The 22,487-nt window shown below is 59.5% G+C and carries 23 protein-coding genes; 14 read left to right on the top strand and 9 right to left on the bottom strand.

Annotated features, from left to right (window positions below):
- Nucleotides 1-14: 14 nt before the first annotated feature.
- Nucleotides 15-305 carry a hypothetical protein gene (locus tag ABJ076_RS13040; RefSeq protein ID WP_348189188.1) on the bottom strand — a complete coding sequence of 97 codons (291 nt, stop codon included), beginning with the start codon at nt 303-305 and terminating at the stop codon, nt 15-17.
- Between the two features lie 162 nt (nt 306-467).
- On the opposite strand from ABJ076_RS13040, the gene ABJ076_RS13035 reads away from it, so the two are divergent.
- Together ABJ076_RS13035 and ABJ076_RS13030 are read left to right on the top strand one after the other, a co-directional pair.
- Nucleotides 468-1,286, top strand: coding sequence for a sulfotransferase (locus ABJ076_RS13035; protein ID WP_348189190.1), 819 nt, complete (start codon nt 468-470; stop codon nt 1,284-1,286).
- 107 nt (nt 1,287-1,393) lie between these two features.
- Nucleotides 1,394-3,037 carry a hypothetical protein gene (locus tag ABJ076_RS13030; protein ID WP_348189192.1) on the top strand — a complete coding sequence of 548 codons (1,644 nt, stop codon included), beginning with the start codon at nt 1,394-1,396 and terminating at the stop codon, nt 3,035-3,037.
- A gap of 94 nt (nt 3,038-3,131) precedes the next feature.
- Here ABJ076_RS13030 and gmk read toward each other — a convergent pair whose 3' ends face one another.
- Together gmk and ABJ076_RS13020 are read right to left on the bottom strand one after the other, a co-directional pair.
- The gene (gmk, locus tag ABJ076_RS13025) at nt 3,132-3,779 is read right to left on the bottom strand and encodes a guanylate kinase (RefSeq protein ID WP_348189551.1); all 648 of its coding nucleotides are present in this window, start codon (nt 3,777-3,779) and stop codon (nt 3,132-3,134) included.
- A 2-nt stretch (nt 3,780-3,781) separates the two neighbouring features.
- Nucleotides 3,782-4,696, bottom strand: a complete 915-nt coding sequence (locus ABJ076_RS13020; RefSeq protein ID WP_348189194.1) for a YicC/YloC family endoribonuclease — start codon at nt 4,694-4,696, stop codon at nt 3,782-3,784.
- An 83-nt stretch (nt 4,697-4,779) separates the two neighbouring features.
- Between ABJ076_RS13020 and ABJ076_RS13015 the strand changes: the two genes are divergently transcribed.
- The gene (locus ABJ076_RS13015) at nt 4,780-5,547 is read left to right on the top strand and encodes an SDR family NAD(P)-dependent oxidoreductase (RefSeq protein WP_348189196.1); all 768 of its coding nucleotides are present in this window, start codon (nt 4,780-4,782) and stop codon (nt 5,545-5,547) included.
- Between the two features lie 19 nt (nt 5,548-5,566).
- Here ABJ076_RS13015 and ABJ076_RS13010 read toward each other — a convergent pair whose 3' ends face one another.
- From ABJ076_RS13010 to fabD, 6 genes are all read right to left on the bottom strand, one after another.
- Complete coding sequence (locus tag ABJ076_RS13010; RefSeq protein WP_348189198.1) at nt 5,567-7,009, bottom strand: TrkH family potassium uptake protein; 1,443 nt, start codon at nt 7,007-7,009, stop codon at nt 5,567-5,569.
- A 78-nt stretch (nt 7,010-7,087) separates the two neighbouring features.
- The gene (gene mltG / locus ABJ076_RS13005) at nt 7,088-8,056 is read right to left on the bottom strand and encodes an endolytic transglycosylase MltG (protein WP_348189200.1); all 969 of its coding nucleotides are present in this window, start codon (nt 8,054-8,056) and stop codon (nt 7,088-7,090) included.
- A gap of 6 nt (nt 8,057-8,062) precedes the next feature.
- Nucleotides 8,063-9,328 carry a beta-ketoacyl-ACP synthase II gene (gene fabF / locus ABJ076_RS13000; protein ID WP_348189202.1) on the bottom strand — a complete coding sequence of 422 codons (1,266 nt, stop codon included), beginning with the start codon at nt 9,326-9,328 and terminating at the stop codon, nt 8,063-8,065.
- A 71-nt stretch (nt 9,329-9,399) separates the two neighbouring features.
- Entirely contained in the window at nt 9,400-9,636 is a 237-nt protein-coding gene (locus tag ABJ076_RS12995; protein WP_028465581.1) for an acyl carrier protein, read from the bottom strand.
- A 247-nt stretch (nt 9,637-9,883) separates the two neighbouring features.
- The gene (gene fabG / locus ABJ076_RS12990) at nt 9,884-10,624 is read right to left on the bottom strand and encodes a 3-oxoacyl-[acyl-carrier-protein] reductase (protein WP_348189204.1); all 741 of its coding nucleotides are present in this window, start codon (nt 10,622-10,624) and stop codon (nt 9,884-9,886) included.
- 37 nt (nt 10,625-10,661) lie between these two features.
- The gene (gene fabD, locus ABJ076_RS12985) at nt 10,662-11,612 is read right to left on the bottom strand and encodes an ACP S-malonyltransferase (RefSeq protein WP_348189206.1); all 951 of its coding nucleotides are present in this window, start codon (nt 11,610-11,612) and stop codon (nt 10,662-10,664) included.
- A 311-nt stretch (nt 11,613-11,923) separates the two neighbouring features.
- Between fabD and rpsF the strand changes: the two genes are divergently transcribed.
- The 11 genes from rpsF (at nt 11,924) to purF (ending at nt 22,477) form a co-directional block, all read left to right on the top strand.
- Nucleotides 11,924-12,400: a 30S ribosomal protein S6 gene (gene rpsF, locus ABJ076_RS12980; protein WP_348189208.1), complete on the top strand. Its 477-nt coding sequence runs from the start codon at nt 11,924-11,926 to the stop codon at nt 12,398-12,400.
- A gap of 3 nt (nt 12,401-12,403) precedes the next feature.
- Nucleotides 12,404-12,658, top strand: coding sequence for a 30S ribosomal protein S18 (rpsR, locus tag ABJ076_RS12975; protein WP_028465585.1), 255 nt, complete (start codon nt 12,404-12,406; stop codon nt 12,656-12,658).
- Between the two features lie 60 nt (nt 12,659-12,718).
- Complete coding sequence (locus tag ABJ076_RS12970) at nt 12,719-13,693, top strand: DUF2232 domain-containing protein (RefSeq protein WP_348189210.1); 975 nt, start codon at nt 12,719-12,721, stop codon at nt 13,691-13,693.
- A gap of 73 nt (nt 13,694-13,766) precedes the next feature.
- The gene (rplI, locus tag ABJ076_RS12965; protein WP_348189212.1) at nt 13,767-14,366 is read left to right on the top strand and encodes a 50S ribosomal protein L9; all 600 of its coding nucleotides are present in this window, start codon (nt 13,767-13,769) and stop codon (nt 14,364-14,366) included.
- Between the two features lie 214 nt (nt 14,367-14,580).
- Entirely contained in the window at nt 14,581-16,092 is a 1,512-nt protein-coding gene (locus tag ABJ076_RS12960; RefSeq protein WP_348189214.1) for a replicative DNA helicase, read from the top strand.
- A complete protein-coding gene (alr, locus tag ABJ076_RS12955) occupies nt 16,092-17,228 on the top strand; it encodes an alanine racemase (RefSeq protein WP_348189216.1) in 1,137 nt (378 codons plus the stop codon). The genes ABJ076_RS12960 and alr overlap by 1 nt, the downstream gene beginning before the upstream one ends.
- A gap of 46 nt (nt 17,229-17,274) precedes the next feature.
- Nucleotides 17,275-18,048 carry an ABC transporter permease gene (locus ABJ076_RS12950; protein WP_348189218.1) on the top strand — a complete coding sequence of 258 codons (774 nt, stop codon included), beginning with the start codon at nt 17,275-17,277 and terminating at the stop codon, nt 18,046-18,048.
- Between the two features lie 16 nt (nt 18,049-18,064).
- Nucleotides 18,065-18,853 carry an ATP-binding cassette domain-containing protein gene (locus ABJ076_RS12945; protein ID WP_348189220.1) on the top strand — a complete coding sequence of 263 codons (789 nt, stop codon included), beginning with the start codon at nt 18,065-18,067 and terminating at the stop codon, nt 18,851-18,853.
- A 14-nt stretch (nt 18,854-18,867) separates the two neighbouring features.
- A complete protein-coding gene (gene radA / locus ABJ076_RS12940; protein ID WP_348189222.1) occupies nt 18,868-20,274 on the top strand; it encodes a DNA repair protein RadA in 1,407 nt (468 codons plus the stop codon).
- 3 nt (nt 20,275-20,277) lie between these two features.
- Nucleotides 20,278-20,946 carry a CvpA family protein gene (locus tag ABJ076_RS12935; RefSeq protein ID WP_348189224.1) on the top strand — a complete coding sequence of 223 codons (669 nt, stop codon included), beginning with the start codon at nt 20,278-20,280 and terminating at the stop codon, nt 20,944-20,946.
- A gap of 19 nt (nt 20,947-20,965) precedes the next feature.
- On the top strand, nt 20,966-22,477 hold the full coding sequence (gene purF, locus ABJ076_RS12930; protein WP_348189226.1) for an amidophosphoribosyltransferase: 1,512 nt from the start codon (nt 20,966-20,968) through the stop codon (nt 22,475-22,477).
- The last annotated feature ends 10 nt before the right edge of the window (nt 22,478-22,487 follow it).

The following is a 22,487-nucleotide window of genomic DNA, read 5'->3' as shown; positions in this document are numbered from 1 at the left end:
GCAGGCCTTGAGGATCAATCCTCGGTAAATTTCGCCAGATCGATATCGCCGTGACGGAATGGTACCCAGTATTTGGTTTCCGGATTGTACTGCAGGCCATAGATATTGACGCAGAACACCTTGGTCGGCGGGCTTACGCCCTCACCTTCGGTCCGCGCAGCGTCAACCAGCTCGGCGGGCTTGAAGTAGGTTTCCCAAGCCCCCGACACGTCAGAGCGCTCTTGCTCGGGAAGATCATTCACCTTCATGGCAAGATCCCAAGTTTGCTCAAGATCGTTCCAAAGGTCGTCGAGATACTTGCCCATCGATCAAAAATCCACAATTTCGTATGCGGTTCGGCCTAACGGCCTTATATCGGATCGCTTTCGAGAGGTGAAGGTGTAATTTAAAACTGGCTGGGTGATTGACCATAACATATTTATGGAAATTCTGGCTAACCAACCGCCTCAACGGAGGCTGGAGCGCGCGTGCTCGACAAGATCTTCGACAAGTTTTTCGCCTATCAGGATACAACCGCTCCCCTGTTGATCGGTGCGACCGGCGGATCGGGAACCCGAGCGCTTCACAGCGCGCTGGATAAGGCCAATTTTTTCGTCGGCACCCGGCTGAATCATGCCGGCGATGCGATGGATTTCGAGCCTTACCTGGACGAGATTATCAATCCGATTCTGCGGGAAACGCGCTCACTCGACTACGTTCTCGACCAGCTCTCCGACGGAACGCGCGCAGCTGCGGAACGCGGTTTCAAAGCGGCCTTGAAGACATACACGGCCGATCTCACGCCAAAAGCCGGGCATTGGGGCTGGAAGAATCCCCGCAGCATGTACATCCTCCCAATCATTGCCGCTGCCTGCCCGGGCATGAGCTTCCTGCATCTGGTGCGCGACGGGCGCGACATGGCCCTGAGCGACAACCAGAACCAGCCCAACAAGCATTATGCAGCCCTTTTCGGCGAAGCCTACGAAGGTGCCGCGCCCGAATTCGCCATCAGACTTTGGGCAGCGGCCAACTCCCAGGTCGCCGATTGGGGCGAACGGGAACTCGGCAGCCGCTATATGCGCATTCGATTCGAGGATCTCTGCGCCGCACCCGGCGCGGTTATGTCCGATACGTTGATCAAGCGCGGCATAGAGCCTTCTCTCGCCAACCGCATCGGCGCCGGAGCTGACGCCGTGATCAAGTCCCCCTCTTCCATCGAACGATGGAAAAGCATACCTGTTGCAGACGCGCACGCTCTCACGGAGAAGGCTCGAGATGCGCTGGAGCGATTCGGTTACCAACCCTGAGCCGAACAAGGCGGCAACACCGCCGAATTGAATGGCATGTAACACTAAAACAGTCAGTCACGCGAACTGCGAACCGCGAACGACGTTCACCCGGCGAATCAAAATCGATGAAATCAAAAAACAAGACCTCCAAACCGACCGCCATCATCATTCTCGGCATGCACCGAAGTGGCACGTCAGCGATGACACGGGTATGTAACATCCTCGGGGTCAATCTGAGCGACAACCTCCTGCCACCGACCAAGGGGAATAACGAGACCGGGTTCTGGGAACATCTAAACACCGTCGTGACCAACGAGGAGTTGCTGGATGCGTTCGACATGCATTGGGACGACCCGCGCGCCCTGCCGAGCCGCTGGACGGAAACGGAAGCGGCCAAGGCAGCGCGCGAAAAAATCCTCGCTTTCCTGAAAACGGATTTCGGAACGGCGCCGCTCTGGGGTATCAAGGACCCGCGCATGTGCCGTTTGATGCCGCTCTGGGATCCGATTATCGACGAGCTTGGCGTGGCCCCCGCCTACATCATCATGCTGCGGCACCCGCTCGAGGTTGTCCGTTCTCTGTACCAACGCGACGGTCTTTCGGACGGCCGCGGCATGGTTCTCTGGCTCCGGCATGTGATCGAAGCGGAGCGGGCGACGCGGGGCAAGCGCCGCACTTTCGTTAGCTACGACCTCCTGATGCAGGACTGGCAGCGCGCTATCGAAGGTATGGTCGGACAACTTGGCCTGCCTTTCGAGAAGACAACAGATGAGTCCCGCGCCGAGATCGAGAGTTTCATTCGTCCACGGCTGCGCCATTTCAACTTTCACGACACCGAGCTTTACGGTTCCGCCCCCCTCGCACGCTGGACTGGTCGTGTCTTTGCCGCATGCCGCGCGCTGGAGCAGGACCCGCAGGATACGAAAGCCCTTGCCGATATAGACATGGTCGCTCGAGAGCTTGATCAGGCTGGCAGCTATTTCGACGACATCGTCGGCGAAGGCGCCCCGCGTGAGAGAAAGTTGCGCCAAGAGATCGTCAACCTCCGTCGCAAGGTGACCGAGCGGGAAAACTGGGCCAACGAGCAAATCAGTCGGGTGGCTGAACGCGATGCGCGCATTGTCCGGCGCGACGCAAGAATTGTCAGCCTGTCCGAAGAACTTAATGCTGCGGCCGAAACGAGCAGACAGACGACCTCAGAGCTTATGATCGAGAATTCCAGGCTGCATGGAGAGATCCAGTTCATTGCCAGGACCTGGTCCTGGCGCCTGACCCGACCATTCCGTGGCATATCACGCATTGCATTACGCAGCCTCGGTGCCATGCGCGTGATGACCCATCACATGACCGTCAAGTCCGCGGTCGATGCAGAGCCGCTTGGCAACCACAAGTTCCGTTCCCAGAAGCCGAATCCGCAGTTGGTGCTGGCGTCGCCGTGGCGCTTCCTACCGAGCGGCTGGGTCGAGATCACCTACGAAATCGATGCGAGCCAGACCGCCACGCCGTTCCTGTTTGCAGACACGGGCCAGGGTTTCACGGAAGCAAACCGATTTCGCCTGCCAACGACACGCGATGGCTTTGGGCGTGTCATCGTCCGCTTGCCGAACCATGTCTCGGCCTTGCGCTTCGACCCAGTGCATTTCGTTGGCACCTTCACAATCAAGTCGATCAACATCCGCGAAGTCAGCCGGATCGGTCTTGGGCTGACCGCATTGGCTCGCCAACTCCGGCAGGTTGCGAGCTACAGCGACACCCGCAAGCGGAATTAGACGTTCCTCTGGAAAGCCCTAAGCATGACGGTACGAGATTACATCCGGCCAGGCCCGGAGATATCTCGGCCTTCATCATCAAATTTCAGGCTCCCTACCGCCCTTCCCGCAGCAGCTTGACGAAATCCGTCAACCCCAGCCGCCGGTCGCGCTTCAGGCGTTCGGCGGTCAGGATGGCGCGGACCGCCTCGACGCTTGCGTCAAGATCGCGGTTGACGATGATGTAGTCATATTCGCGGTAATGGCTGATTTCGTCCGCAGCCTTGGACATGCGCTGGGCGACGACTTCGGCACTGTCCTGTGCACGTCCCATCAGGCGGCGCTCCAGCTCATGCGTCGAGGGCGGCAGGATGAAGACGCTGACCAGATCGTCACGGGCCGCGTCGGCGACCTGCTGGGTGCCCTGCCAGTCGATATCGAACAGCACGTCCTTGCCGCCACTCAGAACATCGTCCACCGGGCCGCGCGGAGTGCCGTAGTAATTGTCGAAAACCTTGGCGTATTCGAGGAACTCGCCCCGGTTGATCATCAACTGGAAATCGGTCTGATCGATGAAGTGATAATCGACACCGTCCACCTCCCCCGGCCGCCGAGGACGCGTGGTGGCCGAAACGGACATAGTCAACTCGCTTTCTGTTTCCAGAAGGCGGCGGGAGATCGAGGTCTTGCCGGCACCGGACGGGGAAGACAGCACCAGCATCAGGCCACGGCGCTGCATATCTGGATGAAAACCTTCCGACATGCTCATTCGACGTTCTGAACCTGCTCGCGGAACTGCTCGACCGTCGATTTCAGCTCAAGCCCAATATTGGTCAGCGCAAGAGAGGCCGCCTTGGAGCAGATCGTGTTGCTCTCCCGGTTCAGCTCCTGACAGATGAAATCGAGCTTCCTGCCGATTACCCCACCTACACTGACGAGGTCCCGGCAGGCGGCGACGTGGGCGTCCAGACGGTCGACTTCCTCGCGGATGTCCGCCTTGGTCGCCAGCAGTGCCAGCTCCTGGCCCAGCCGCTCCTCGGAGACCGGCGGGGATTGTTCGAGGATCTCGGCGATCTGCTGCTTCATCCGCTCACGCTGCTGACCCGGCTGCAGGTCCGCCGTATCTTTTGCCGCTTTGGAGAGCCCGGCGAGCGTGTCGAGATGGCTCGTCAGCATTGTGCCAAGATGGACGCCCTCCTCACCGCGCATTTCCGACAGAGGCTTCAGCACCGTTTCGAGTCCGGACAAGAGCGCCGCAATCAGCGCGTCCTTTTGCGCCGGGTCCTGCGCCGGCTCTTCCTCCGTCTCCAGAATGCCGCGCACGGACAACAAGCTGTCGAGACGCGGGGGGGATGGATAGATCTTGCCTTCGGCTTCGAGCGTAGTCTGGAGGTCGAGGATCTGCTCGATCAGCTCCCGGTTCACCGTCAGCGCCTTGGAATTTGTCTGGCGGGAGAGCATCAGGGAGACGGAGAGCGAGCCTCGGCCCAATTTCGTGCCGATCAGCTTGCGGGCGGGGATCTCCAGCGTGTCGAAACCGCCAGGCAGGCGGAAGCGGATATCGAGGCCCTTGCCGTTGACCGACTTGACCTCCCAGCTCCATTGCCATTGTGCGGCACCATCTCCAGAATCATGGGTTCCCTCGACACGGGCGTAACCCGTCATGCTGTTGATCGCCACTCGCACCACCAAATTTTTGCTATAGGTTCAGGGGGCGCACTATATCCGCGCCCCGTTACGGCAACAAGACGCGGAGCAGCCAGGTGCGTGCGCCCAGATCGATTCTCATCACCGGCGCCTCCAGCGGATTAGGCGCCGCGCTCGCCGAAACTTATGCGGCGCCGGGCAAGACCCTGTTCCTCGGCGGACAGGATACAGCACGGCTGGAAGCGGTCGCAAGGATCGCGACAGCGAAGGGCGCGGAGGTCCATACCGAGACAGTCGACGTGACCAAACGGACACATATGGAAATTTGGATCGACTCGGCAAACGGGATCGTGCCCCTCGACCTTGTTATTGCCAATGCCGGGATTTCCGCCGGAACCGGCGACGGCGGCCCCGAGCCGGCAGATCAAGTCCGGCGCGTTTATGCGGTGAATGTCGACGGCGTGATGAACACAGTGCTGCCCGCTCTGCCGCTGATGCAGAAGCGCGGAAAAGGACAGATCGGGATTGTTAGCTCGATGGCCGGGTTTCGGGGTTTTCCAGGCGCACCGGCCTATTGCGGCAGCAAGGCGGCGGTTAAGGTCTTTGGCGAAGGACTTCGGCCGACCGCTGCCCGCCATGGCGCCGAAGTGTCAGTCATCTGCCCGGGCTATGTCCGCTCACCGATGACGGCCGTGAACAATTTTCCAATGCCATTCCTGATGGAAGCGGACGACGCGGCGGAGAAGATCCGGCGCGGGCTGGAGCGAAACAAGGCACGGATCGCCTTTCCATGGCCAATGTATGCCACTGTCCAGCTGTTGCAGATCATCCCGCCCTCCTGGATCGACGGACTCATGGCGCGCCTGCCGACCAAGTCGAGCTGAACCCGGCGCATGCCTTTCGTTAATTTGTCCAGAAGCCGCGGTCGAATATCACCAAAATGGTGAATATTTCCAGCCGCCCGAGAATCATGGCAAACGCCAGGAGCAACTTTGCGCTATCAGGCAGGCTGCTGAAATTCCCGGCCGGGCCAACCACAGGGCCAAGACCGGGCCCAACATTAGTGATAGCTGCCACGCTGGCCGAATAGGCCGTTATCAGATCGAGATCCATAAAAGTCAGCGCCAGTGTGCTGAGCGCGATGGTCGCAACAAACATGGTCAGAAACGCCAGCACGGAAATCGCCACGTCATCCGGCAAAGGGCGGCCGTTGAAATGCGTCGGCACCACGCGATGCGGGCTGGTCAGCCGTTTTATATGCGCGCTGATGACCTGGGCCAGAACCTGAAAACGATAGATCTTAATCGCGCCCGAAGTCGATCCGGAACAACCGCCGACAAAGGTCAGAATAAGAAATGCGCCGACAGCGCCGGTGCCCCATAGCGTATAGTCGGCGCTGGCAAAGCCGGTGGTCGTTACTACTGACGTAACGTTAAAGAATGTAAGGGTCAGTGCATCGCCAAAATCCATATGGCTGTGACGAGAAAGCCAAACCGCCATGGCGACACTGGTGGCAATCAGAAAGATAACCAGCGCCCGAACCTGACTGTCGGAAATCATAGTCCAAGCATTCCCGCGCAAGGCCTTGATATAGACGTAGAATGGGATCGCGCCGGACAGCATGAAGATCGTGGCGGTCCATTGCAGGGCGTTGGACTCGAAGAAGCCGAAGGACGCATCGTGAGTCGAGAATCCGCCGGTCGATACTGTCACCATCGCATGGCAAATTGCATCGAATCCGGTCATCCCCAGCAGGCGAAAAATGATCCCGCAAAGAACGGTTAGAAACAAATAGACCAGTAGGATATTCGACATCAGAACAAACCAGCGCGGCTCGACTTTGTCTGACGTATCGGAGCTTTCCGTGTGGAACAGCTGCGCCCCACCGATCCTCATAAAAGGCAGCAGAACCACGGCCATCACCAGGATCCCGATACCGCCGATCCATTGCAGGATAGATCGCCACAGCAAAATTCCCGGCGGCAGATCGTCGAGCCCCGTAATAACGGTCGAGCCGGTTGTGGTAATACCGGACGTGGCCTCGAAGATCGCATCGGCGTAACTGAGACCGAGATCCAGAAACGGCAGTGCGGCGAACAACGGCAAGACAAACCAGGAAAGCCCCGTCAGAAGGAACGCTGTCCGCAGAGTGATGGATTTGGATTTCTCACCGCGTGTTGCCAGAATACAGGCGCCGCCAAAAAAGCCCATTGCAGCGGCCGAGACAGCGAAAGCCAGCCACTCGGCCCGGCCTGCGATAAAATCGGCCAGCATCGGCAGCACGGCCGCAATCGCGGTGCCGAAGACAACTAAACTGACAATGTGAACAACGAAATTTACCTGCATTGGCAAACCTTTGTCACGGGCCGCGCGCTGAGCTCCCGCTATATGCAAACCGGCGAGCCAGGCCTTTCCTACGCCCCCTCATCCTCCATCGCGAATTCTCCGCCATTTGCGGACGTTGCGATTATGTTCTTTGAGGGTGCGGGCAAAAGCATGACCGCCTGAACCGTCGGCGACGAAGTAAAGAAAATCTGTCTCGACGGGGTTCATCACAGCCCGAATTGCATCAATTCCGGGATTGGCGATCGGCGTTGGCGGCAAGCCCTTGATCACGTAAGTATTATACGGCGAAGGCTCCTTGAGATCCCTCCGGGTCAGCGGTCGGTCGAGGCCGCCAGGCGCAATACCGTAGGCCACGGTCGGGTCTGACTGCAGACGCATGCCACGCTTCAGACGGTTGACAAAGACACCCGCGACCAGACCGCGCTCACGAGCTATCCCGGTCTCCCGCTCCACGATAGAGGCGAGGATGACGGCCTCTTCCATCGTCTTGATCGGCAAATCCGGTGAACGCATGTCCCAAAGCCGGGCGACAGCGACCTCCATGGAGGCCTGCATGCGTTTGACAAGTTCCTCGCGGCTGTCGCCATAAGAGAAATGATACGTCTCGGGCAACAACGAGCCCTCGTCCGGTCTGCCTGCTGGCTCGGAGAGCCCTTCTGCCAGATCCAGCCGGGCCATCACTTCAGAGGAGGTAAGCCCTTCCGGGATCGTCAGCCGGCGGACGACCGTCTTGCCGGATGCAAGGATGTCCATCACCTGGCGCGGACTGGACGTCGCCGGGATCATGTATTCCCCAGCTTTCAGGCTCCGGGCCTGCCGCGAAACCCTGGCACCGATAACGAAGACAAAGTCGCGCCGAATTGCACCCGCCCTCTTCAGCGAAGTAGCGATCCCTTCCAGGTCAGTTCCGGAGGGGATGACTATGGCGGTTGATACAGGAAGCGGCCCCGGGCTGGTGAACTGCGCATAAAGCCAAGCGCAGCACACCGCACCGGCGATAGCCAGAATCACCAAACCAAAGAATGCACGCAGCAGGGCCCGGCCCATGCTGCTTTAATCCACGGCGGAGAAGATCAGGGACGCGTTCGTACCGCCGAACCCGAAAGAATTGGAAAGCGCGTGTCTTACCTTGCGCTCCTTTGTCTTGAGCGGCACGAGATCGACCGGTCCTACGTTCTCGGCCGGTGTCTCAAGATTAAGAGTTGGCGGCAGCATGCTATCACGGATCGCAAGTATTGAATAAATTGCCTCGACCGCACCGGCCGCGCCGAGCAAATGCCCGATGGCCGATTTAGTCGACGACATGGAAGCGCCGCCCAGATCGTCACCCATTAGACGCTTCACAGCACCAAGCTCGATCATGTCGCCGAGCGGCGTGGAAGTACCGTGTGCGTTGATATAATCGATCTGGTCAGTCGCCAGATTGGCCCGCTTCAGAGCGGCCTTCATGGCACGGAAACCGCCATTACCGTCGGCGGCCGGTGCCGTGATGTGATTAGCGTCACCGGAGAGTCCATAACCTGTTACTTCGGCGTAGATCTTCGCGCCTCGGCGTTTGGCATGCTCGTATTCTTCAAGAACAACACAGCCGCCACCTTCACCCATGACGAAGCCGTCGCGGCCTTCGTCCCAGGGGCGGGAAGCGGTCTCGGGAGCATCGTTAAAATTGGTCGATAATGCGCGGGCCGCAGCAAAACCGGCAATGCCGAGCCGGCTAACAGCCGCTTCGGAGCCGCCAGCGACCATCACATCAGCATCATCCAGCATGATCAGACGCGCAGCGTCACCGATAGCATGCGCGCCGGTCGCGCAAGCCGTGACTACCGCATGGTTCGGCCCACGGAACTTGAAGCGAATGGAGACATGACCGGAAATGAGATTAATCAGAGCAGCCGGGATGAAGAACGGGCTGATGCGACGCGGGCCGCGATCCCGGATCAGGTCCTCGGTCTCGGCAATGCTATTAAGCCCGCCGATCCCCGATCCGATAAGAACGCCGGTACGATCCTGGCTTTCTTCATCTTCAGGCATCCATCCGGAATCGCGCACCGCCTGATCGGCTGCCGCGACACCAAGCAGAATGAAACGGTCGACCTTGCGCTGTTCCTTCGGCTCCATATAGGCAGACGGGTTGAATAGCCCCCCTCCGCCTTCGCCTTCCTCAACTATTCCAGCGATTTTCGCGGGCAGATCGGAAACATCGAAAGTATCTATAGCCTTGATGCCGGACTCGCTTTTCAGGAGCCGGGACCAATTATGTTCTACCCCATCGCCGAGGGGCGTAACCAGACCGAGGCCGGTGATTACGACACGTCTCATGCCTTGCACTTTTCCAGATTACAAACGTAACCCCGGGCGGAAAACTCCGCCCGAGGGCAGTCGTCAGTCAATTACTTGGAAGATTCTTCGATGAAGGAAATCGCGTCCTTCACAGTCAGAATTTTCTCGGCGGCATCGTCCGGAATTTCGACGCCAAATTCTTCTTCGAACGCCATGACAAGTTCAACCGTGTCGAGGCTGTCGGCCCCGAGGTCGTCGATGAAGCTCGCGGAATCGACCACTTTGGCCTCATCAACGCCGAGATGTTCGACCACGATCTTCTTCACGCTAGCGGCGACGTCACTCATTTTTGTTTTCCTCGAATCTTAAGCTCAACGGTTTGTCAGCGAAACGTCTGCGCTCACCGACCTCAATATACTCCAAGAAACCCGTGTTTCATCATGGAGTCCGAAACAGATAGGCAACACACCTGTAAGCGGCGGCGGGATACCACACTTTTTTTTACTTGCCTAGCATCAGAAACACCAAGCGCCTGCAGCATGAAAGCCAATGCAGGGCCTGCGACTCGGCCCACCCACACTCGCTCGGCAGCACTTAAAGCATCGCCATGCCACCATTCACATGAATGGTAGCACCCGTAACATAAGCAGCTTCCTCTGAGGCGAGATAAACAACCGAGGCCGCAATATCCTCGGGCGTGCCGAGACGGCCAGCCGGAACGGCGGCGAGAAGTTTCTCGTGCTGCGCCTCGTCCAGGGCATCGGTCATCGCGGTTTTAATAAAGCCCGGCGCCACCACATTCGCGGTGATGCCCCGGTTAGCGACTTCCTGAGCGAGCGACTTAGTGAAACCGACCATGCCCGCCTTTGAGGCCGCGTAGTTCGCCTGGCCCGGATTGCCTGTCGTGCCGACGATGGAGGAGATACCGACAACACGGCCCCAACGCCGTTTCATCATACCGCGCATCAATGCGCGGGAGAGCCGAAAGCCGGACATCAGGTTGACGTTCATCACCGCCTCCCAGTCCTCGTCCTTCATCCGCATCATCAGACCGTCACGGGTCACGCCCGCATTGTTGATCAGAATGTCGATACCGCCGTCGGCGACTTCTTCCGCCGTCTTGGCAAGTGCGGCGACCGATTCGGCATCGCCAAGATTTGCCGTCACCACATGGGCCCGCTCGCCCAGCTCAGCGGCCAGCGTCTGCAGCGCCTCCTCACGGGTACCGGACAGAACGACTTCCGCCCCTTGCGCGTGCAGAGCTTTGGCAATTGCATTGCCGAGGCCGCCGCTAGCGCCAGTAACCAGGGCTGATTTTCCATCAAGACGAAACATATGAGTTCTCCCCGCCCGCGACCGGGCCGATTGGACCTTAAAGGGTTTCGAGAAAGGCCGCGATCTCTTCCGGCGCACCGATAGCACTGCCCTTCAGAGAGCGGTCGATCCGCTTGGCCATGCCGGTCAGCACCTTGCCCGCACCAAGTTCGACAATATCGGTGACGCCTTCGGAGGCAAGCCACAGGACGGACTCGCGCCAGCGCACCATGCCGGTGACCTGCTCGACCAGGCGGATGCGTATTTCACTCGGGTCGACCAGTTTGTCCGCCAGTACGTTCGCAACCAGCGGCACCAATGGCTGGCGCAGATCCGTAATCGCCAATGCTTCCGCCATCGCGTCCGCGGCCGGCGCCATCAGGCCGCAATGGAACGGGGCGCTGACGGGTAACATGATGCTCTTGCGCGCACCCTTTTCAGCCGCTGCCGCGACGGCACGCTCAACCGCCGCCTTAACCCCGCTGATCACAACCTGTCCGTCGGCATTGTCATTGGCGATATCGCAGACACCTCCGCCAGATCGGCCTTCCTCCGCGATCTCCTGCGCCACTTCGAGCGTCACACCGAGGAGCGCCGCCATGGCGCCCTCACCGACAGGAACCGCCGACTGCATTGCTTCGCCACGCAGCCGGAGCAGCTTGGCGGCATCCGCAATATCAAGAGCACGGGCCGCCGCCAGCGCGGAATACTCACCAAGCGAATGGCCGGCGACGAAACTAGCCATATCGCGGATCGTCTTACCGCTCTCGGCTTCCAGAACACGGACGATCGCGAGGCTGACCGCCATCAGTGCGGGCTGCGCATTGCGGGTCAGGACGAGTTCCTCTTCCGGCCCCTCAAACATGAGCCGGGACAGGGGTTCGCCAAGAGCCTCGTCAACCTGTTCGAAAACCGCGCGCGCTTCGCCATAAGATTCTGCGAGAGCCTTCCCCATTCCGACGACTTGGGAGCCCTGTCCAGGGAACGTAAATGCGCGAACAGTCGTCATATGTGAGATCCTTTTACTTAATGGCGTTTCCGAAGCCTCTTCCACTCGACCAGGCCAGCGGAGGCCAGCCAATTAAAGAAGAACGACCTGAATAGGCACGGTATTTTTGGCGCCAAAAAGAACGGGCTGCCAAAGCCCTGTCAAGCGGAACCGACAGCAGAGTTGCGCGTCCGTAGGATTTGTGTATATTCCGCCGGTCCCGCGCTAAGGTACCTCGTGCCGGGGCGGGTTTTTACATAACTCCTTGCCGGTTTATGCCGGCTTAGCAGCGTTCCATGAGGGAACGCTCTGATTATCCGTAAGGAGCACCAATGCCTCTCTATGAGAGCGTGTTTATTGCACGCCAGGACATTTCGTCCGCACAAGCCGAGCAGCTTACGACCGAATTCTCCGAGATCATCACCAACATGGGTGGTGAGATCAAGAACACCGAATTCTGGGGTCTGCGCTCCCTTTCCTACAAGATCAAGAAGAACCGCAAGGGTCATTATGTGCTGCTGCACATCGAAGCCCCGGCCGAAGCCATCACGGAGATGGAACGCCTGATGCGTCTCAATGAAGACGTGCTGCGTTACATTACCCTGCGCATGGAAGAGCTGCCGGAAGGTCCGTCCGCAATCGTACTCGCCAAATCCGAACGCACCGACCGTGGTGGCCGTGGCGGCCGTCCTGGTGGCGGCGGTCGTTTCGACCGTGGTGACCGTCCAGGCGGTGATCGTCCGGACCGTGGCGATCGCCCGGAACGCGCCGACCGTGAGCCGGCCTCAAGCGAAGCCCAGGGAGACTGATCCATGAGCACTCTTACGATTTCCCGCGCCGCTGTCCGAAAGCCGTTCATGCGCCGTCGCAAGTCGTGCCCGTTCGCGAGCACCAACGCGCCGAAGATCGATTACAAGGACATCAAGCTGCTCCAGCGCTTCCTGTCCGAACGCGGCAAGATCGTTCCGAGCCGCATCACGGCCGTGTCGGCCAAGAAGCAGCGTGAGCTGGCGCGAGCCATCAAACGCGCCCGCTTCATGGCCCTGCTGCCGTACGTGCTCAGCTAATAGACGTGCTTAGCTAACGCGATTGGCCGATGCCCGCGTATGCGGGCTTGACGAGGCAAAATGTGGTCCAGGTGGTTTCCCATCGGAGCGGCGGCAACAGCAAGCGCGCTCATGTATCTCTCCACGATCCTCGGATCGCTTGGGGCGGTTCTGCTTGCGTTCCTGTCGCCTCTTCCGCTGTTCGCCCTCGCTCTCGGGCGGGGGTGGGTTGCGGGGATCGCCGCCGCACTGGCGGGCAGCGCAATCGTGCTGGTCGCCGCCAACGGCATGGCTGCACTGTTCTTTCTGGTCTTCTGCGGACTGCCTCCAGCCCTGCTTGCACGGCAGGCGCTGCTGGCGCGTCCTCTGAACGAGGATCAGGAGAACAAGGATCTCGAATGGTTTCCTCCTGGCATGCTGGCCATGTGGCTGACGGCAATCCCCGCTACGGGATTGCTGACTGCGATCGTGGTCACCGGCCTGCAGGGGGAAGGTCTCGAAGCCATCGTCAGGGTGGAAGTCGAGGCGCTTTTCGAGGCGATGGGAACGACCTTCCAAGGGCCGTTGGCCCTGCCTCCGGAGCAGCTTGCTGCCGCCCGGGAGCTGACCATCGCGGTGCTTCCCGGTGTGGCCGGCTTACAATGGGCGGCGATGATCCTCGTCAATGGCCTGTTGGCACAGGGCGTGCTCGCACGCTTCAACGCCAACCTCAGGCCTTCGCCGGACATGCGGGATATCCGTCTGCCGAACTGGGCCCCCTTCCCGCTCGCCGTTGCGGCATTGCTGGCAGCGGTGGCAGATGGAACGCTCGGCTATCTCGGATGGAACGCAGTGCCAATCCTATGCCTGCCGTTCTTTCTCTCGGGCCTTGGGCTGATACACGCCCTTGCTTCCGCGCTGAATGGCAAGCGTTGGCTTCTGCACGTGACCTATACGCTGATGATCCTGTCCTTTGTGCTGCCTGCTCTGCAGTTCGTCTGGCTCCTGCTGGTTTTCGCGGGACTGGTCGATCATTGGGCGGACCTGAAGGGCCGAATCGCACGGAATTCGAATTGAACGTGACCCTGGCCGGAACCGGCCTGCACCGCGGCAACGCGGCAACGGCTTCGGCCTTTAAGGAGTAAGAGAAATGGAAGTCATTCTTCTGGAGCGTATCGAACGTCTCGGCCAGATGGGCGACGTCGTTAGCGTCAAACCGGGCTTTGCCCGCAACTTCTTGCTGCCTCAGGGTAAAGCCCTGCGCGCCAGCAAAAATAACCTGACCCACTTCGAAGGCCAGCGGGCTCAGCTCGAAGCGGAAAACCTTGAGCGCAAGGGCGAGGCCGAACAGGTCGCCAAGAAGCTCGAAGGCCTGATGGTCCCGATTATCCGGGCCGCCGGCGACAGCGGTCAGCTCTACGGCTCCGTCACCTCCCGTGACATTGCAGAGTCCGCGACCGCCGAGGGCGTCACCATCAACAAGCGTCAGGTCATTCTCGACCGTGCGCTTAAGGTCCTTGGTCTTGAAGAAATCCGTGTCGTTCTGCACCCGGAAGTCGCGGTGAACATTACCGTGAACATCGCCCGCAGCACGGACGAAGCCGAACAGCAGAAACTCCTCGGCCGCGCCGTCGGCTCCGAAGAGAATGAAGACGACGACGAAGATGAAGTCGAAGTCCAGGCTGCCCCGGAAGCGACTGAAGAAGTTGCTGAAGGCGCTGCTGACGAAGAGAAGACCGAAGAGGCCTGAGCCTCCCGGTTCTCTCGCGTCGATGCATCAGGAAACGGCTGCCCCGCAGGGCGGCCGTTTTCTTTTTCACAAGCAATAGCCGTTGAATAACAGGGACTCTGCGATATTTATCCCCGTTATTTTGCTTTATCCACAGGATTAAGCCTCTGATATTTCAAGGCTTGTGGATAAGATTGCGGAAGACGTCCACAGCCCTTCTTGGTATGTGTAGGCAATGTCGAATTCAGAGCCCGTTTCCACAGTTGCATCGCTCCCGCTCGCTGAACCGCAAACCAGCGCGTATCGTGAGCCACCTCATAATCTGGAAGCAGAGCAAGGTCTGCTCGGGGCTATCCTCGTTAACAACCGCGCCTTCGAGCGGGTGAGCGAATATCTCGCTGCCGACCATTTCGCCGATGCTGTTCATGGCCGGATCTTTGCCGCCTGCGGTCGCTTGATCGAGAAGGGCCAGATCGCCAACCCGGTCACTCTGAAAGGCTTGTTCGATCAGGATGAGTCCCTTCAGGAAGCCGGCGGCGCCCAGTATCTTGTTCGCCTTGCCGCCTCCGTGGTTACGGTTATCAACGCCGACGATTACGGCCAGGCGATTTACGACAGCTTCCTCCGGCGCGAACTGATCGATCTTGGCGGCGAGATCGTCAACGAAGCCTACGAACATGATCTTGAGCTGCCCGCATCGGAGCAGATCGAAGCGGCGGAATCGAAACTGTTCGGCCTCGCCGAACGTGGCTCCAGCCAAGGCGGCTTCCAGGATTTCGGCGAGGCTCTGACCAACTCCGTACGGATGGCCGAGGAAGCTTTCAAACGCGATGGTGGTCTTGCCGGTGTATCGTCCGGCCTGACGGACCTCGACGCTAAACTCGGTGGCCTGCATCCATCGGATCTGCTGATCCTCGCCGGACGGCCTGCCATGGGTAAAACCGCTCTGGCCACGAACATCGCCTTCCATGTCGCCACCGCATCACTGAAGGATCCGGAGCTCGAACGGCAGGTCGTGGCGTTCTTCTCTCTGGAAATGTCAGCCGAACAGCTCGCCACCCGTATCCTCGCCGAGCAGACAGAAATTTCCTCGGAACACATCCGGCGCGGCGAGCTTACCACCGAGGATTTCCAGAAACTGGTTGCTGCCAGTCAGGATCTGGAGCGCGCACCGCTCTATATCGACGACACGCCGGCGATCACCATCGCCACCATGCGGGCCAGGTCGCGACGGCTGAAGCGTCAGCAGGGTTTATCCCTCATCGTCGTCGATTATCTACAGCTGATGCGCCCCTCCGCCGGGCAGCGGGCCGACAACCGGGTGCAGGAGATTTCCATGATCACCCAGGGCCTGAAGGCGATCGCCAAGGAGCTTGAGGTTCCGGTCATCGCACTGTCCCAGCTCTCCCGCGCCGTCGAGCAACGCGATGACAAACGCCCGGTACTGGCCGACCTTCGCGAATCCGGCTCGATTGAGCAGGATGCAGATGTGGTCATGTTCGTGTTCCGCGAGCAATACTATCTGGAAAAGGGCGAGCCGGCCCAACGCATCGATGAATCTGACGAGAAATTCCATGATCGTCATGACCAGTGGAAAGAACGGTGTGAATCGTCATACGGCAAGGCCGAAGTCATCATAGGCAAACAACGACACGGCCCAACGGGCACCGTTACCCTGCACTTCGAAGGCGCGACGACCCGTTTCTCCAACTTCATCGCAGACGATCATATACCGGACAATTTTTAATGCTCGACACTCTCCCGTCGACTGACGGCTCCGGCGCCGCGTCGGAACTCGTGATCGACCTTGGTGCGATCAAACGGAATTACCTCGATCTGAAAGAGCGACTCGGCGGCGTCGAATGCGGCGCGGCGGTGAAGGCCGATGCCTACGGAACAGGTGTACACCAGGTCGGCCCGGCTCTGTTTGAGGCCGGGTGCCGGACGTTCTTCGTCGCTACCGTCGACGAAGGTATCACCCTGCGGGACGTACTTCCCCGAGCTCGTATTGCCGTGCTGAACGGCTTGCTGTCCGGCACCGAGGAAGTTTTTCCGGAGCACGGATTGGTCCCGGTGATCAACGATCTGGAACAGATCGCGCGGCTTAGGCAGATGTGCGTCAAGGCCGACAGGGCTCTGAAAGCGATGCTGCATATCGACACCGGCATGAGCCGGCTGGGCTTGACCGCCGAGGATATGAAGTGGATTTCCGACGAGCCGGATGTGCTCGGCGGGCCCGATTGGCTTTACGCCCTTTCACATCTCACCACAGCCGACAATCCCGATGCCCCATCAAACGCCGCGCAGCTCGCCCGTTTCAAGGAACAATTGCCGCGGCTACAACGCAGGATGAAGGCCAGCCTGGCGAATTCCGCCGGTATCTTTCTCGGGCCGGATTATCATTTCAATCTCGCCCGGCCCGGCTTCGCACTTTATGGCGGGCGCGTAAAAGACGGGGAGCCAAGTCCGATGGCGCCCGTTGTTAAACTGTCTGGACGCATCCTTCAGGTTCGTGCTGTTAAAGCCGGCGATACGGTCGGATATGGCGGCACTCATAAGGTGCAGAAAGACGGGCGTATCGCGACCGTTGCCGTGGGATATGCCGACGGATATCTCCGCTCTCTGTCCAGTCAGGGTGTAGTTTATCTCGGAGAACGCAGACTTCCTGTTGTCGGCCGTGTTTCCATGGATATGCTCGCGGTCGATGTCAGCGATGCTGACCGGGCTGAGGTATATCCCGGAGGCTTTGTCGAACTGTTGGGGTCGCGCTACACGGTGAACGACGCGGCCGACGCGGCCGGAACCATCGGCTATGAAATATTGACAGGCCTCGGCCATCGCTATACCCGACGCTACATTGATGCGGCGAGCGGAGAAGCCTGATCATGCCAAGCGAAACGTTCGGTTCCTTCAAAGAGACCCCACACGCATGAATTTTCTTGCAGCGATCGGACGGACCTTTCTCGGCTTTCTAGCAGCCACCGGACGGTTGGCGGTCTTCACCGGCATCACCCTAAGCCATTGCGTGCGTCCACCAGTCTATTGGCGCCTGCTCGGCCGCCAACTGGTGGATATCGGTTATTACTCCCTGCCAGTCGTCGGACTGACGACCCTGTTCTCCGGCATGGTGCTGGCGCTGCAAAGCTATACCGGCTTTTCCCGCTTCAATGCCGAAAGTGCGATTGCCACCGTGGTCGTACTGTCCATGACCCGGGAACTCGGACCTGTCCTGGCCGGTCTTATGGTCGCTGGCCGCATTGGCGCCTCGATGGCAGCGGAAATCGGCACCATGCGGGTCACCGAGCAGGTTGACGCGCTGACCACACTGTCGACCAGCCCCTTCAAGTATCTTGTCGTGCCCCGCGTGCTTGCAGGCATCATCAGCCTTCCGTTCCTGGTTCTGATCGGGGATATCATCGGCGTGTTCGGCGGCTATCTGGTCGGTGTCCACAAACTTGGCTTCAATGCCGGCAGCTATTTGAAAAGTACTTTTGATTTTCTGGAAGTTCAGGACGTGGTCTCTGGCCTGGTGAAAGCCGCCGTCTTCGGTTTCCTGATCGCCCTCATGGGCTGCTATCACGGTTACCATTCCGGGCGCGGCGCCCAGGGTGTCGGCCGAGCCACGACCAACGCCGTGGTCTCCGCCTCGATTCTGATACTGATTTCGAACTATCTGATCACCGAACTGTTCTTCGCCCGCTGAGCGGCAGGGAAACTCCATGGCCGAACTCACGGCGGCACTTCCGAAAATCAGGATCCAGGGACTGACAAAGTCCTTTGGTTCGAACCATGTGTTGCGCGGACTGGATCTTGTTATTGCCGAGGCGGAATCCGTTGTGGTGATTGGCGGCTCCGGCACCGGCAAATCCGTCCTGATAAAGACCATCTCCGGCCTGATGGACGCCGATGGCGGCTCGGTTGAAATCGACGGCACTGACGTGTTGTCTCTGCCTGCTTCAGGGCGGCGCACGATGATGAACCGCTTCGGGTTGCTGTTTCAGTCGGGCGCCCTTTTCGATTCGCTGAGCGTACTCGACAATGTCGCCTTCGGTCTGGTCGAGGCCCAAGGCATGCCGCGCCGCCAGGCCTATGAGCAGGCGCTGGATTATATGGCCCAAGTCGGTCTCGAGCCGGATGTCGGTGCTATGTATCCGGGCGAAATCTCCACCGGCATGCGCAAGCGCGCCTCCCTCGCCCGCACCATTGCAACCCGCCCGGACGTGGTATTCTTCGATGAGCCGACCACAGGTCTAGACCCGATCATGGGCGACATTATCGACGAGCTGATCGTCAAATGCGTTCAAGAGTTCAAGATCACCGCACTGACCATCACCCATGACATGGACAGCGCTCGCCGGATCGGCGACCGCATCGCCATGCTCTATGACGGCAAGATCATCTGGCAGGGACCGACCGCGGAGATCGACAACTCCGGCAATCCTTATGTGCATCAGTTCATTAACGGCCTCGAAGATGGCCCGATTGAACTCGTGACCAGCAGAGCCTGAGCGGAGCACGCGCGATGGCAAAATCCCAAGCCCGTTATGTCTGCCAGGAATGCGGCGGGGTCCAGCCGAAATGGTCAGGAAAGTGCGACGCCTGCGGCGCCTGGAACAGTCTCGTTGAAGAGGTTGTCGAGAAAGCCGCGCCGAAGGGCCTCGGCGGGGCAAAGGGCCGCAAAATCGACTTTGTCAGTCTCTCCGGAAGCTCCAAGAAATCGCCGCGCCGGGTCACGAATATCGCCGAGTTTGACCGGGTCGCGGGTGGCGGTCTCGTTCCCGGCTCTGTCGTGCTGATCGGCGGCGATCCCGGTATCGGCAAATCCACCCTGCTGCTTCAAGTGACAGCCAAACTGTCCGAGAACTCCCGCTGCGCCTATGTCTCTGGTGAAGAGGCGCTGGATCAGGTGAGGATGCGCGCCCAGCGCCTTGGCGTTGCCGAGGCGCCCGTGCAGCTCGCCGCCGCAACGAGCGTGCGCGACATCGTCACCACGATGGACGGCGAGGACGCGCCTGACGTGCTGGTGATCGATTCGATCCAGACAATGTATGTGGACGCTATAGACAGCGCGCCCGGAACGGTCTCACAGGTTCGCGCCTCAGCCCAGGAGCTGATCCGCGTCGCCAAGCGGCGCGGCATCGTGCTGCTGCTGGTCGGACACGTAACCAAGGAAGGCACCATCGCCGGTCCCCGGGTGCTTGAGCATATGGTCGACACGGTGCTCTATTTCGAAGGCGAGCGCGGCCACCAGTTCCGTATCCTGCGCGGCGTAAAAAATCGGTTCGGGCCGACCGACGAGATCGGCGTCTTCGAAATGACCGAAGGTGGTCTTGCCGAAGTCACTAATCCGTCCGCCCTTTTCCTTGGCGATCGGCAGGACAATGTTTCAGGCGCCTGCGTCTTTGCCGGCATGGAAGGCACCAGGCCACTGCTGGTCGAGATCCAGGCATTGGTCGCCCCTTCCCCCTACGGCACTCCGCGCCGGGCCGTGATTGGCTGGGATTCCGGACGTCTCGCCATGGTCACCGCTGTTCTGGAAGCCCGTTGCGGCGTCGTGCTGGCAGGCAGCGACGTGTTTCTCAATGTCGCCGGTGGTCTGAAAGTCAGCGAGCCTGCCGCCGACCTTGCCGTCGCTGCGGCCCTGCTTTCCTCGCTGACCGGGAAACCGGTCCCGTCGAATTCGGTTGTGTTCGGAGAAATCGGCCTTTCAGCGGAGATCCGTGCCGTATCCCATGCAGAGGCGCGGTTGAAAGAAGCTGCCAAGCTTGGTTTCGAACGCGCTATCCTGCCGGAGCCGCGGCGCTCGTCCGGTGACAAGAAAGCCCCACGCAATGGCAGCCTAACACTTGCCACGATCAAGCATTTGCATGACCTGGTTGCGATGTTCTTGGACGAAACCAATATCGGCCGCAAAGCGGGAGAGGCGTGAGTCATGGATAACCTGCCGGTCAATGTGACCGACATCGCGATCATCGCCATTGTCCTGCTCTCGGGCATTCTCGCCTTCGCGCGTGGATTTTTCCGTGAAGTGCTGTCCATCGGCTCATGGGTCGCAGCGTTTTTCGCCGCCCTTTACCTCTACCCTGTCGCCGCGCCCTATGTCCGGCAACTTCTGGGCTGGGGCGATATGGCGGATCTGGCAGCAGGTATCGCGGTTTTCGTCGTCTCGGTCATTGTAATGTCGCTGGTCACCCACTATGTTGCGGCCGCGTTACAAGGAAGCGGCCTTAGCGCCGTTGATCGCTCCCTTGGGTTCCTTTTCGGGATCGCCCGTGGCGCGGTACTGGTTTGCTTGCTCTATCTCGGACTGAACTGGCTGATCGAGGATGATGGCTATCCGCAATGGGTAACCGAAGCGCGAACATTACCTCTCGTCGAACAGGGCGCACAAACCCTTGTCGGCCTCGTGCCGCCAAAATTGCGACCAAAGATTCAGGGGGCCGCTGGGACAGCCGGCGCGAAAGCCCGCGAGAAAACAGAACAACTGCTTTTAGAACGTTTGATCAGTCCGCCGGCAAAATCCGATGCGCCGAAGGACGGCGATGGGTATACTGCCGATCAACGTCGGGGACTGGAGAAGGTTATCGAGGGCACGGATTAGCGCTTTCGATGAATGTGCCATGGACAGCAACCGGCAGGAGGATGTCGCCGTGACGGATTTGAAACAACCGTTGGACCGGTCCCCCAATTGGGACGACGATCATCTCCATGAGGAATGCGGCGTCTTCGGCGTCTTCGGCGCTCCTGATGCATCCGCACTGACGGCCCTCGGACTTCACTCCCTGCAGCATCGTGGACAAGAATCCTGCGGTATCGTCTCTTGGGACGGTGCTCATTTCCATGCCCACAGGGCGCTGGGACATGTGGGTGAAAACTTCGGCGATGAGTCGGCGAAGATCATCAATCAGCTCAAGGGGCATGCTGCCATCGGGCATAACCGCTATGCCACTACCGGCGGAGCCAATCTCCGGAACGTACAGCCGCTCTTCGCCGATTTCGAATTCGGCGGTATGGCGCTCTGCCACAACGGCAACCTGACCAACGCTATTGATCTGCGCGATAGTCTGGTGCGCCAGGGCTGCCTGTTCCAGTCCACCTCGGACACCGAAACCATCATTCATCTGGTAGCCCGCAGCCCGCAGCACACCGTGCTGGACCGGGTGGTTGACGCCATGCAGAAGATCGTCGGCGCCTATTCTCTGGTTTGCCTCTCCCGCGACTCGCTGATTGGCATCCGCGATCCATACGGTGTTCGTCCCCTCGTGCTCGGTAAGCTGGGCGACTCTCATATTCTCGCTTCGGAGACCTGCGCGCTCGACATCATTGGCGCTGACTATGTGCGCGATGTGGAGCCCGGCGAGGTTGTCTACATCACGGAAAAAGGCGTTCAGTCGCTGAAACCTTTTGCCAACAAGCCAAGCCGCTTCTGCATTTTCGAGTATGTCTATTTTGCCCGCCCGGACAGCGTGATGGAAGGCAAGAGCGTCTATAGTGCCCGCAAAGAAATCGGCGCGGTGCTGGCCAAGGAGAGTCACGTCGATGCGGACGTTGTGGTCCCCGTCCCAGATTCCGGCGTTCCAGCCGCGATTGGATACGCGGCGGCGGCCGGCATCTCCTTCGATCTCGGCATCATTCGCAATCACTATGTCGGACGGACCTTCATCGAGCCTACGGACCATGTCCGGCATCTCGGTGTGAAGCTGAAGCACAACGCGAACACAGCACAGCTCAAGGGCAAACGCGTTATCCTGGTGGACGATTCCATCGTCCGTGGCACAACCTCGACCAAGATCGTTGAAATGGTGCGTGCCGCCGGTGCCAAGGAAGTCCATATGCGCATTGCCAGTCCGCCGACGACGCATTCCTGTTTCTATGGTGTCGATACGCCAGAGCGAGAGAAGCTGCTGGCCTCCAAGATGTCGGTGGATGAGATGGCCGAGTTAATCGGCGTCGACAGTCTTGCCTTCATTTCTCATGACGGCCTTTACCAAGCTGTTGGCGAGGCCGCGCGCAACAAAGACAATCCTCAGTACTGCGATGCCTGCTTCACCGGTGACTACCCCATCGCGCTGATCGATCAGAACGACGGATCAAACGTCCGGCAGCTTTCCCTGCTGGCTGAGGCTTCCTGACTCAAACCAA

The sequence above is a fragment of the Nisaea sp. genome, assembly GCF_039990255.1.
Taxonomy (GTDB): Bacteria; Pseudomonadota; Alphaproteobacteria; order Thalassobaculales; family Thalassobaculaceae; genus Nisaea.
The sequence above is the reverse complement of the archived record's forward strand: the minus strand, read 5'-3'. Positions and strand labels throughout refer to the sequence as shown.